The organism is Rubrobacter marinus (assembly GCF_011492965.1).
GTDB classification, from domain to species: domain Bacteria; phylum Actinomycetota; class Rubrobacteria; order Rubrobacterales; family Rubrobacteraceae; genus Rubrobacter_F; species Rubrobacter_F marinus.
On the sequence record NZ_CP045121.1, the window covers coordinates 2360927 to 2372372 of the forward strand.

Annotated in this window: 10 protein-coding genes and 2 pseudogenes; 7 read left to right on the plus strand and 5 right to left on the minus strand. The window is 72.2% G+C overall.

Features of this window, described 5'->3' with window-relative positions; translation table 11 throughout:
• The first annotated feature begins 22 nt into the window (after window positions 1–22).
• Window positions 23–589: an alpha/beta hydrolase gene (locus GBA65_RS12160; RefSeq protein WP_228281970.1), complete on the plus strand. Its 567-nt coding sequence runs from the start codon at window positions 23–25 to the stop codon at window positions 587–589.
• Window positions 590–632: 43 nt separating this feature from the next.
• Here the strand turns inward: GBA65_RS12160 and GBA65_RS12165 are convergent, their stop codons facing one another.
• Genes GBA65_RS12165 through GBA65_RS12175 form a run of 3 tightly spaced genes read right to left on the minus strand, consistent with a single transcriptional unit; the run spans window position 633 to window position 3732 of the window.
• The gene (locus GBA65_RS12165; RefSeq protein WP_166396781.1) at window positions 633–1796 is read right to left on the minus strand and encodes an MFS transporter; all 1164 of its coding nucleotides are present in this window, start codon (window positions 1794–1796) and stop codon (window positions 633–635) included.
• Window positions 1793–2002, minus strand: coding sequence for a hypothetical protein (locus GBA65_RS12170; protein WP_166396782.1), 210 nt, complete (start codon window positions 2000–2002; stop codon window positions 1793–1795). The genes GBA65_RS12165 and GBA65_RS12170 overlap by 4 nt, the downstream gene beginning before the upstream one ends.
• Before the next feature lie 47 nt (window positions 2003–2049).
• Window positions 2050–3732 (minus strand): S49 family peptidase, encoded by a 1683-nt coding sequence (locus GBA65_RS12175; RefSeq protein ID WP_166396783.1) that lies wholly within the window; start codon window positions 3730–3732, stop codon window positions 2050–2052.
• 83 nt (window positions 3733–3815) lie between these two features.
• On the opposite strand from GBA65_RS12175, the gene GBA65_RS12180 reads away from it, so the two are divergent.
• From GBA65_RS12180 to GBA65_RS25290, 6 genes and pseudogenes are all read left to right on the plus strand, one after another.
• Window positions 3816–4247, plus strand: coding sequence for a Fur family transcriptional regulator (locus GBA65_RS12180; protein ID WP_166396784.1), 432 nt, complete (start codon window positions 3816–3818; stop codon window positions 4245–4247).
• 115 nt (window positions 4248–4362) lie between these two features.
• Entirely contained in the window at window positions 4363–6333 is a 1971-nt protein-coding gene (locus GBA65_RS12185; RefSeq protein WP_166396785.1) for a coiled-coil domain-containing protein, read from the plus strand.
• Window positions 6334–6548: 215 nt separating this feature from the next.
• A complete protein-coding gene (locus GBA65_RS12190) occupies window positions 6549–7136 on the plus strand; it encodes a M48 metallopeptidase family protein (protein ID WP_207955718.1) in 588 nt (195 codons plus the stop codon).
• Window positions 7137–7629: 493 nt separating this feature from the next.
• Window positions 7630–8955: pseudogene (locus GBA65_RS12195) on the plus strand (ATP-dependent DNA helicase); the annotation flags it as partial.
• A gap of 148 nt (window positions 8956–9103) precedes the next feature.
• Complete coding sequence (locus tag GBA65_RS26475) at window positions 9104–9370, plus strand: hypothetical protein (protein ID WP_407691014.1); 267 nt, start codon at window positions 9104–9106, stop codon at window positions 9368–9370.
• Between the two features lie 113 nt (window positions 9371–9483).
• A pseudogene (locus GBA65_RS25290) lies at window positions 9484–10135 on the plus strand (alpha/beta hydrolase).
• A gap of 70 nt (window positions 10136–10205) precedes the next feature.
• On the opposite strand, the gene GBA65_RS12205 reads toward GBA65_RS25290, so the two are convergent.
• Both GBA65_RS12205 and GBA65_RS12210 read right to left on the minus strand, forming a co-directional pair.
• Window positions 10206–10694 carry a hypothetical protein gene (locus tag GBA65_RS12205; RefSeq protein WP_166396788.1) on the minus strand — a complete coding sequence of 163 codons (489 nt, stop codon included), beginning with the start codon at window positions 10692–10694 and terminating at the stop codon, window positions 10206–10208.
• A 60-nt stretch (window positions 10695–10754) separates the two neighbouring features.
• Complete coding sequence (locus GBA65_RS12210; protein ID WP_166396789.1) at window positions 10755–11276, minus strand: type 1 glutamine amidotransferase domain-containing protein; 522 nt, start codon at window positions 11274–11276, stop codon at window positions 10755–10757.
• Window positions 11277–11446 lie beyond the last annotated feature (170 nt).

Genomic DNA, 11446 nt, shown 5'->3' on the forward strand with positions numbered 1-11446 from the left:
GCGCGGGGAGCACCTGTTGTACGTGCCTTCGGGGTACCGGGCCGGGCGCCCCTCGCCGCTCGTGGTCCTGTTGCACGGGGCGGGGGCGGAGGCTCGCGGCATCCTACCCGTGTTTCGGGACGCGGCGGAGGCGGAGGGGCTTGTCGTCCTCGCCCCGACCTCTCGTGAGTACACGTGGGACGTCATCGTCGGGGGGTACGGGCCGGACGTACGGGCGATCGACGGGGCCCTGGAACGGACGTTCTCCCGTTACGCCGTCGATCCCGCGCGCGTCGCCGTCGCCGGGTTCTCTGACGGGGCTTCCTACGCGCTCTCCCTGGGGATCACCAACGGAGATCTGTTCCGCCGCGTCCTCGCGCTCTCCCCGGGTTTTATGGCGCCGGCCGGGCGGGTCGGCTCGCCCCGCTTCTACGTCTCCCACGGCACGCGGGACGCCGTGCTCCCGATCGAGCGCTGCAGCCGCACGATCGTCCCGCGGCTCGAACGCTCGGGGTACGGGGTTCGCTACCGCGAGTTCGACGGCGGCCACGAAGTGCCGCCCGAGGTCATGCGGGAGGCCGGAGACTGGCTCGCCGCGGGCGAGGACTAGGGGAGAGCGGACGGGCGGAGGCGCCGTTCGAGCGTTCGTCCCGCTATTGGCGGGCGCGGGGCAGGGTCAGGGCGAGGAGGAGGCCTATCGGGGGGAGGGCGGCGATGGCCAGCAGCATGGTCGAGAGACCGTAGGCGTCGGCAAAGGCCCCGAGGAGGGGGGCGCCGACGCCGCCGAGCCCGATGGAGAGGCCCATGGTGATGCCTGCGGCTACCCCGATCCTGCCGGGCAGATACTCCTGCCCCATCACCACCGTCACGCCGAAGGTGCCGATGGTGAACGCGCCTATGGCCGCGAGCAGGGCCATCCCGCCAAGGGGACCGGCGAGGGTGAAGGCGTAGAGGAGCGGGGAGAGGACGAGCATCGTGGCCGCGAGGACGGTCCTGCGCCCGAAACGGTCGGCGACGGGCCCGAGGGCCAGGGTCCCGACCGCCCCGGCGAAGAGCATCACGGAGAGGGCCGCGTTCGCGAGGCCCGGCGACGCGCCGAGCTCGCGGATGTAGTACGAGGCGACGAAGGTGACGAGGCCGAAGTAGACGAACGAGCGGACCGTGACCACCCCGACCATGCGCGCGAAGGGCCACCAGCGGTCCGGCGCGGCCTCCTTCTGCCGCCCCTCTCCCCCACCCGCGGCCTCCGGCCGGAACGAGAGGAGGCGCGGCAGCTCGTGGAAGAGGACGAGCCCCATGGCGAGCGCGGGGAGGGCGAGGAAGAGGGTGCCGGGGAGCCCGAAGACGAGGACGAGCGGGGTCGCGAGCACGGGACCGAGGGCGAAGCCGGCGTTGCCGCCGACGGAGAAGAAGCTCATGCCGCGGGCGCGGCGGGAGCCCGAGACATAGGCCGCGAACCGGGCGGATTCCGGGTGGAAGGCGGCCACGCCGAGGCCCGAGAGGACGACGCACAGGAAGATCCAGAGAAAAGACGGCGCGACGCCCGCGAGCGCCACCCCGACGCCTCCGAAAATCACCCCGAGCGGCATGAGGGACGGGAGGGGCTTCTTGTCCGAGAAGAGGCCGAAGAGCGGCTGGACGATGGAGGAGCTCAGGGTGGCCGCGAGGACGAGAGATCCCGCCGCCGCGAGCGAGAGCCCCCGCTCGGTGACGAAGAACGGGACGAGGGCGGCCACCGCCCCCTGGTTCAGATCCGTGAAGAGGTGGCCGGCCGAGAGGACGGCCATCGCCCGCCTGTCTACGCCCTTCTCTCTCAAGGACGGACCCGATGGTCGCGCGCGTAGGCGTCGTAGGAGTAGGCGGCGGCGACGTGGCGGCTCCAGCCGGGCGACCCGCCCGAGCCGATCCACAGCCCCGGCGTGACGATAAGCCACAGGATGCCCGCGAGGACGCGGCCGTCGTCCATCTGGCCGACGCCGGGGATGACCGGGCTCGGCGCCGCCGCGAGGCCCGGGTTGCGCACCGCTCCACCTCCGTCTAGACGGGCTTGCCGGCAGATACTACCAGCCGCTAGCGCTCGTCCTCCAGACGGTACGGGGCGAGCGCCCACGCGCGGGGCGCCTTCAGCTCGGCGAACGCCTCCAGGACCGCGTCGACCGCCTCGCGCACGGGCTCACCGGGCGACGGGCGGGCGCCCGCGGGGACGGAGACCTTCAGGAGCGTGTCCGCGTCGTCCCCGTCCATCCCCGCGAGGCTCCTCGCCTTCCGGAGGGCGTCCCGGAAGCCCGCGACCTCGTCGACGAGGCGCCGCTCCAGGGCCTCGTCGCCCGTCCACACGCGCCCGCCGGCGAGGCCTTCGAGCGTCGCGGGATCCATCCCGCGCCCGCGCACGACCCGGTCCTTGAACTCGTCGTAGACGGCGGTGAGCTGCGTCCGGAGCACGGCGAGCTCGTCGGCGGTCGGCTCGCGGCGGGGGTCGAGGAGGTTGGAGCGTGCGCCCCGCTCGACGGTGACGGGGTTGACGCCGAGGTCTCCGAGCAGGCCGGCCGCGACGGGGCGCGTGAGGATCACGCCGATGGAGCCGGTGACGGTGTTCCCGCGCGCGACGACGTGGCTCGCCGCCGCCGAGACGTAGTAGCCGCCGGAGGCCGCGGCGTTGCCCATGAGGACGACGACGGGCTTCCTGCGCCGGACGCGCTCGACCTCGCGCCAGATCAGATCCGAGGCGAGCGCGTCGCCCCCCGGCGAGTCGACGTGCAGCAGCACCGCCCCGACCCGCCTGTTCTTCTCGGCGACGCGCAGGGCGGCGACGACGGAGTCGCTTCCGGCCTGCTGGCGCCCCACCAGCGGGAGCGGCACCGGTAGGTTCCGGCTCCTCCCGCGCACGATCGCCCCCTCCACCCCGACCATCGCCACGAGCTTTCGCGCCCTCTTGCGATACGGCAGACGCAGGGCGCGGCGCGCCCCGGCCCACTCGGCCAGCCGCGCGCCCCCCTCACCGAGCCTGCCGGCCAGCTCGTCCTCGTAGAGCACGCCGTCTATGAGGCCCGCCTCTTCCGCGGCGGAGGCGGGGTAGGGGGCCCCGTCTATGAGGCGGCGCGTCTCGTCCGGCGGGAGGCCGCGTCCGGCGGAGATCGCGTCTACGAGCGCCCCGAACCTGCGGTCGATGAGCCTCTCGGTCTGCTCGCGGGACTCCTCGGAGAAGTCCGAGCGGGCCAGGGTGTCGCCGGCGCTCTTGTAGGGCGAGACGGCGACGACCTCCGTCCGGATGCCGACGCGCGAGAGGGCGTCCTTCAGGAAGTTCACCCGGGCGCTGACGCCGACGACGTTCAGGGTCGAGAGCGGGGTCGCGAAGATCTCGTCCGCGGCCGAGGCGAGGTAGTAGTCGCGGCTGCCGGGATCCACGAGGTAGGCGACCACCCTCTTCCCCCGCCCCCTGAAACGCTCGATCTCGCGGCGCAGCTCCTCCAGGGAGGCCCAGCCCGCGTCGAGGTTCTCGACGCGCAGGACGACGCCGGCCGGTCTGCCGTCGGCGAGGATGCGGTCGAGGCGCGAACGGATGCCTTCGAGGCTCGGGCCGGAGGGTCGGGGACCCAGACGGCGGCGCAGGAAGCCCCTCCTGCGCGACTCGAACTCGGGCAGGGAGCCCGAGACCGGGATCCAGACGAAGTCCGGGGGCCGCCGGAGGAGGCGCACGGCAACGTTTCTGAGGAGGCGGAAGAGGTTTACGAGCGCCGTGATGAGGAGTGCCATGAGCCTTAATGTATCTCGGGACCACGAAATGGGTTGTGATAGACTTTTCCAGGAATGGTTATTGATCGGGAGGCGTGGCAGAGATGATCGGTGTGGCGGAGCGCGACGTCCGCGAGAAGTTCCGGCGGTCGGGTTACACCCTGACCAGCCAGCGGCGCGCCGTTCTCGACGCCTTGAAGGAGTTCAAGGGGCACCCTTCGGCCGAGGAGGTCTACCTCGCCGTGAAAAAGAAGAACCCGAAGGTCGCCCTGGGCACCGTCTACCAGGCGCTCTCCGTCCTGGAGGAGATCGGCCTTATCGGCGCGAAGCGCTGGTCGGAGTCGCCGGTGCGCTACGACCTGAACACGGAGCCCCACCACGACATCCGCTGCACGGAGTGCGGCACGGTCGAGGAGATCCCGGGGGTCGACCCCGGCGACCTCTTCGAGACCGTCCGGGAGAACACCCCCTACGAGGTCACCCAGACGACGCTCGTCATCGAGGGCGTCTGCCCCTCCTGCCGCGCGCGGAACTAGCGCCCCTCCGCCCGTCGGGCGGTACTTTACCCGAACCCTCGAAACGTTTACCCTGACCCCCGGTGGTTGCGTACGACGAACATAACGGCTCTCCGGTGAGCGGAGGCGGATCGGCTTGACGGAGGGAAGCGTGGACCCGGTTCGCGAGCTCGAGGAGCAGATGCGCGCCGCCGACGCCCTGATCGAGAGCTTAGAGGGCGAGGTCGCCGACCTGCGCAGCGACCTGGACCACGCCTCGATGGCGCTGCGCAAGGCCCAGGAGGAGGTCTCCGCCCGGGGGGAATCCGTGGAGGAGGGCGACCGTCTCAGGCAGGAGCTGGAGGCCGCGCGCGCGGAGGCCGTCTCCCTGCGCGACGAGCTGAGCGACCTGAGGCGCGAGTACGCCGACGAGCAGCTACGCCTCCGCAACGAGCACATCTCGGGGATGGCCGAGCTCCGCGAGGAGCTCGAGGGGCAGCGCCGGGCGGACCTGGAGGCGGCCGCGTCGGAGGGCAAGGTCGGTGCGCTCCGGGAGGAGTTCCGCAAGGAGCGGACGGCCCTGGAGGAGCGCCACAAGGCCGAGGTCGAGGAGCTGAGGTCGGCGGCGGAGCGCTGGGAGGAGAAGCTCAGGGCCGGCTACCGCGACCTCGAAGAGCGCCACAAGGCCGAGGTCGAGAGAACGGAGGCGGAGCGCGTCGCGGAGATACGGGCCCTCCAGAAGAGCTACGCCGACGAGATGGACGGCCTGACCCGCGAGCATCGCGACGAGACGGACGCCCTGAAGAAGGCGCATCAGGCGGAGATCGAGGACCTCCAGGGCCGGACGGAGAGCGAGAAGATCGAGCTCGAGCGGGCCGTCCGGGAGGAGCTCGGGCGCGGCCTCGACGAGGAGCGGCGCGCGGAGCGGGAGCGCCACAAGGCCGAGCTCCAGGCCCTGAGGAGCGCCGCGGCGGGCCGGGAGCTCGAGATCCAGAAGCAGCTCCGGGCGGAGATCGAGGGCCGCCGGGTCGAGGTGGAGGAGCTCAGGATCGAGCTGGAGTCGATGGCGGTGACGGCCGAGGAGCGGCGCCGCAGGGAGGTCCGCGAGGTCAAGGCGCTGGCCGAGGGGCGCGAGCGGGAGCTCCGCCGGGCGCACGCGCAGCGCCTGACGGAGGAGAAGGAGGCCGCCGACAGGCGCGCCGAGGAGATCGAGGCTCAGAGGGACGGGGAGCTGCGCGCCGTCAAGGAGCGCAGCGCCAGGGACCTCGCCGACGCCCGCCGCAGGCTCCAGGAGGCCCTCGCCGGCCGGGAGGAGGAGCGCAAATCGGAACAGGCGGGGCTCGAGGAGCGCACCGAGGGCCTCAGGGCCCGCCAGGAGTCCGAGGCGCGCGTGTACGGCGAGCGCCTCGCCGAGATCGAGCGCGAGAGGTCGGAGGAGCGCAAGGCCGCCGAGGAGCACCTGGAGCGGCGCGCCCGCGAGCACGCCGAGGAGCGCGCACGCCTCGAGGACCGGCTCGCCGAGCTCAGGGAGGCCCTGGAGGAGCAGGGGACGGTGACGGCCGAGCTCAGGGAGGCCCTGGAGGCCGCGAGGACCGGGGGCGCGCGGCGGGAGACCGAGGCCGAGCAGCGGCCCGCGGACGACGGCCTCGAGGGGAGGCTGAAGGAGGCGGACTCCGCGCGGCTCCTCGCCGAGGAGCGCGCGATGGACCTCGAGCGGCGCCTCGCGGAGGCCGTCGAGGAGGGCCTGCGGCGCGAGCGCGAGCTGGAGGAGGCCCGCCAGAGCTTGCAGCAGCTCTCCTCCCCCGAGCAACGCATGCGCGCGGGCATCTCGGTCTTCAACGACAGCGAGCACACGCGGACGGTCGCCTCGATCTCCAAGGCCCTCGGGCTCCCCAAGGTCCACGTCGGCACGGACGACGGGTCCGCCGGCAAGCCGGTCGTCACGTTCGTGTGGAGCGAGATGGCCTGGCGCCGCTACGTCTCGGACCCGACCGAGGGCGTCGAGGAGCCGAGGGTCTACCTCGTCGGCACGGGGGACGACCCGTCCGAGATCCACGACCCCAGCCGCAGGCCGAACGCCCGCATGGACGCCCAGGGGCGCCTCCTGCTCGGCGTCCAGGCGAGATAGCCTGACCGGACAGCCCCGCCGACCCCGCGCGCAAACCCGGCGCCCGTGAGCCTTCCTGCCCGACCCACCCGACCCCGAACGCTCCTGGAACGACGCCGGAGCGTTCCCCGGCGAGCGTTCGGGGGTCGCTCCGGGCCGCCGGGGAGCGAGATCTGCCGGGCTTTCGGCGCTACACTCACGCGGTGTCCAAGGACGGTCAAGAGAAGGTTCTACTCGTGGACGGTACGGCCCTGACCCTGCTCGTCGAGCGCAAGAAGCGGGTGAAGAACGTCAACGCCCGCCTCGAGGGCTCCGTGTTGCGGGTGAGCGCGCCGCCGGGGATGCGGGACGAGGATCTAGCGCCCGTCGTCGAGGGTCTGGCGCGCAGGCTCCTGCGCCGCGCCCACGCGAGGAAGGTCAACGGGGAGGGGGAAGCCCTCGCCCTCGCCCGGCGGGTCGCCGGGAGGTTCCCCGAGCCCCCCTCGGTCGGCCGGGTGCTGTTCTCGACGGCGCAGCGCTCGCGCTGGGGCAGCTATAGCCCGCGCACCGACACCGTCAGGCTCAACGCCGCGCTGAGGGGCATGCCCCGGTGGGTGCTCGAAGCCGTGGTCGCCCACGAGCTCGCGCACGCCGTCCACCCCGACCACTCCCCCTCCTTCTGGCGCCTCCTGAGGGGGGCGTGCCCGGAGACCGACCGGGCCATCGCTTTCCTCGACGGCGTGAGCTGGCTCGCCCGCCACCACGCGGAGCTGCCGCCCGTCGAGCGAGAGGGGCTCGGCATGCGGGAGTCGGCTGTGCCCGGGGACGGGACCGATCCCCTGTAGCCCTCCGCGGCCCTGCTCCCGGGCGGTGCGGTCGGGCGGGGCGTGCACCGTCCGGGGCGCGTTTTCGAACCGGGGCTCGCAATTCGGGGCGCGGCGAGGATAATCTCCTGGGACCATGGGAGCGCGAGAGAGACATTCGGGGGGCGGCGAGCAGGCGGCGCCGGACGGGATCTTCGCCGTCGACGGGCCCCTGGCCGCGCGCAAGGCGGGGTACCGGCGGCGCCCGGAGCAGGTGGAGCTGGCGCGAGCCGTGGAACGCACCTTTCGCGAGCGCGGCGTGCTGCTCGCCGACGCCCCGACCGGGACGGGCAAGAGCGCCTCTTACCTCGCGCCCGCGATCCTGCGGGCGCTGCGCGCCGGCGAGAAGGTCCTGGTCTCGACCGCCACGCTCGCCCTCCAGAACCAGCTTCTGACCGAGGACGTACCCGTGGTCTCGGCCGCTTCGAGCTCGCTGCTGGGGCAGCCCGAGGAGGAGGGGATAGCGTACTCCGTGATGAAGGGCCGCCGGAACTTCCTCTGCGGCCAGCGCCACGAGGACACCCTCAGGGAGGGCACGCTCCTCGACGGGAAGCTCGGCCCGGGCCTCGAACGCTGGGCCGTCGAGACGGAGACCGGGGACAGGGAAGACCTGGACTTCCCGGTGCCGGCGTGGGCCTGGCTCGAGGTAGCCTCCGACGGCGAGGACTGCGCCCCCAAGAGCTGCCGCTTCCGCGACGGCTGCTTCTACTACGCCCACCGGGAGAAGGCCCAGGACGCGGACCTCGTGATCGTCAACCACGCCCTCCTCCTGGCGAACGTCGCCTCCGGCGGGAACATCTTCGACGCCGAGGGCCGCCACCTCATCATCGACGAGGCCCACGTCCTGGAGGACGTCATGTCCGAGGCCCTCGGCGCCCGGGTGTCCTACGGGCGGGTCCGCTACGCGATGCGCCAGGCGAAAAAGAAGTCCGAGGGGGCCGTAGCACACACCGACCGCGCCGAGATGGCCGCGGAGCTCTTCTTCGGCGAGCTGGAGGCGAACGGCGCCCTCGGGGACGAGGGCGCCGCCCCCGGCTCGTACGGGACCCTCAAGGACGCGCTGCTCTCGGTCTCGGAGGCGCTCGCGAACGACCCGAAGGAGGAGGCGAACAACCTTACCGGCATGGTCGCGCGCCTCCTCGGGGACCTGCGCTTCTTCTACTCCGAGCCCGAGGACGAGTACGCCTACGCCGTGGTCGAGGGCCGGAGGTCTTTTCGGCGTGGCCGCAAGGGCGGGGTGACTGGGGAGCCGCTGCCCGAGCTCAAGGCCTGGCTCGTGGACACCGGCGAGGCCTTTCGGGAGGGACTGCTGCCCCTCTTCGGGGACGGCGGGGTGGTGCTGACCAGCGCGACGCTCGCGACCGGGTCGGGCGAGGGACGCTCGTTCTCCTACACCAGGGGCCGGCTCGGCCTCGACGGGCCCCTCGGAGGGAGGACCGTCCGGGAGCACCTCGGCTCGGAGGTGTTCGACTACGCCGCGAGGTGCCTCCTGTACGTGGACGAAGGGGAGGGCGCGCCGCGAGATGCCCCGCACGGTGTTCCGGCCGCGGAGCGCGAGGCGGCGGCGGGCGCGAAGCGCGCGGAGGATCTGGTCGCGCTCTCCGGGGGGAGGGCGCTGGTGTTGCTCTCGACGAGCCGGGCGGTCGAGGCGTACAGGCGCGTCTTCGACCCGCCCTTCCCCGTGCGTTTCCAGGGCGACGACTCCCCGGGGCGGCTCGTGCGGTGGCTGAAGGAGACGGAGGGCGGCGTCCTGGTGGGGACCCGCTCCTTCTGGACCGGGGTGGACGTGCCCGGAGAGGCCGTCTCCCTCGTCGTGATAGACCGCGTCCCCTTCCCCGTCCCGACGACCCCGTCATCAAGCGCCTCTCCGAGCGGGCGGGCAGGGACTGGTTCCGCGCCGTCTCGCTGCCCAGGGCGCAGGTGGCGCTCCGGCAGGGGCGGGACGGCTCATGCGCCGCGATTCGGACCGCGGCGTGATCGCGCTTCTAGACCCCAGGCTCCGCCGCAAGAGCTGGGGCAAGGCGATCCTCGCAAGCCTCCCCCCGCGCCCGTCACGAGCTCCCTGCGGGAAGTGGAGAGCTTCTTCCGAGAGGGCCATCCTCCGGAGGATCGGACGAAGACGCGACCCGCCTGACGCACGCATACCGGTAGACGGACGAAAATTCTTTCTCCGAGCCTCTGCCCCGGCTCAAAACACTGCACAAACACTGCTCTAATGCTACACTAGGCGTCCGAAGGGAGCGAAGGCGGTGGCAGGGAGGTAGCTGAGATGAAGGTCGTATTCGTGCATGGCGCCCTGGTCTTCGACGGGGCTTGGTGGTGGCACCGCATGGTCGAGCCGCTGGCCGCCCTCGGCCTGGGGAGCCGGGCCGTGGAGCTGCCGAGCTGTGTGGCCCCCGGGGTCTCCTCGAAGGTCTCCGGGGACATGTACGCCGACGCCGACGCGGTGAGGGCGGCGCTCGACGAGGAGGACGAGCCCGTCGTGCTCGTGGGGCACTCCTACGGCGGCATGGTCATAACCGACGCCGCCGCGGGCCACGGGGCGTCGGGCACCTGGTCTACGTCTCCTCGGTTATGCCCGAGAGCGACGAGACGTTGGCGAGCTTCGGCGGGGGAGGGAGCCGGGGCCGTGGATGGACCCGCGTCCGGAGGACGGCACGATGGGCATCAAGGCCGAGCTCGTGCCCGACGCTTTTATGCAGGACTGCGACGAGGCGTCGGTCGCCGGTGCGCTCGAGCGTCTGACCCGCCAGCCCCTGACGGTCTTCGGGCAGGCTCCTCGCGGCGTCGCGTGGCGCGAGAAGCCGTCGACCTACGTCGTGTGCGCCGAGGACCGGGCGACGCCGCCCGAGGCGCAGCGGAGGCTCGCGAGGAGGGCGGGTTCGGTTGTGGAGCTACCGACCGGCCACCACCCGATGCTCTCGTGGCCCGAGGGGCTGGCGCGGGTGCTGGCCGAAGCGGCGGCCGCGCCAGGTACCTGAGCCCCGCTCGAAGTCCTGCGTTGGGGCGTGCAGCGCTCGGGGGAGCTAAGAGGCAGGACGTGGCTATTGGCTACTGCCCCTCGGGGGCGGAGGCCTGCTCCCTCTGGCGCCGGATCTCCCGCTGGCGCAGGACCTGCGCGTTGTGCGCGTAGACGACCTCGCCGCGACGGGCGCCCACGTACGAAGCGCCGAGGACCGTGGCGAACAGGACGACCGAGAGCAAGACGCCCGTGGAGGTCCGCAGGTTGGCGAAGGGATCGCTGCCGCCGCCGAACGCCGAGGTGAGGGCGTTGACGAGCGGCGAGACCGCGAACGAGATGAGGCCGACCAGGGTCCCGTGCAGCTTCCGCCTCGACGGCGCGCGGTAGGAGGCGAACATCCCGCCGAAGTAGAACGAGAAGGCGGCGACGAAGATCAGGACGACCGTCGGCAGCGCGGTCGAGGCCAGCGACTGGCCGAAGAAGCGGGTGAAGACGGGCGCGACGATGCCGAGCATGACCAGCACCCCGATCCCGAGGGCCAGCAGTATTCCGAAAAGCACGGCGCCAAAGCTCTTCATGCCTCTTATCCTACCAACCCGGCCGCGGCGGCCCGGTGGTCGCCTTCACCCCGGGTCTGCCTAGTCCTCGGCCAGGGCGCCGACGAGCTCGCGGCAGAACGACGGTATGTCCGGGACGACGCGCCCCCAGACCAGGTTCCCCTCGCGGAAGGCCGGCTTGTCCACCCAGGTCGCGCCGGCGTTCACCAGATCGTCCTTAATGCCCAGGGAGCCGGTGGCGCTTACCCCGCCGACGATGCCCGCGGAGATCGCCACGAGCCCGCCGTGGCAGATGATCCCGACGACCTTGCCCCGCTCGTGCACCGCCCTGACGAGGTCCGTGACCTCCTCGTAGCGCCGCAGCTTGTCCGGCGCCCAGCCGCCGGGGATGACAATCCCGTCCAGCTCGTCCGCGCTAACGTCGTTCGCCGTCGCGTCCGCGCGCGCGTCCGAGAAGTTCTTGCCCATAAACGGCCCCTCGCCGGGTCCGACCGAGATCACCTCCGCCCCCTCCTCCCTGAGGCGCATAACGGTCACCCAGTACTCCAGGTCCTCGAACCCGTCGGCGATCAGAACCACGATCCTCTTCCCCTTCAGCCTCACGAGCTTCCCCTTCCCTTAGATCTCTCGCAGCCGGCCCCGCTTCGCGTCCCTTCTTCTCGGGCCTCCGGCCGGCAACCTCATTCTAGATCAGGACCGGACCCGATCGCGAGCAGGGCGTCGACGGCCTCCCTGGCCTCCTCCCCGCCGGCCTCCAGCGCCCGAACGAGCTC

Excerpts from the sequence above, each read along its gene's own strand:
- GBA65_RS12180 (WP_166396784.1), top strand. The coding sequence starts at position 3,816 with ATGATCGGTGTGGCGGAGCGCGACGTCCGCGAGAAGTTCCGGCGGTCG.
- GBA65_RS12175 (WP_166396783.1), bottom strand. The coding sequence starts at position 3,732 with ATGGCACTCCTCATCACGGCGCTCGTAAACCTCTTCCGCCTCCTCAGA.
- GBA65_RS26475 (WP_407691014.1), top strand. The coding sequence starts at position 9,104 with ATGCGCCGCGATTCGGACCGCGGCGTGATCGCGCTTCTAGACCCCAGG.
- GBA65_RS12205 (WP_166396788.1), bottom strand. The coding sequence starts at position 10,694 with ATGAAGAGCTTTGGCGCCGTGCTTTTCGGAATACTGCTGGCCCTCGGG.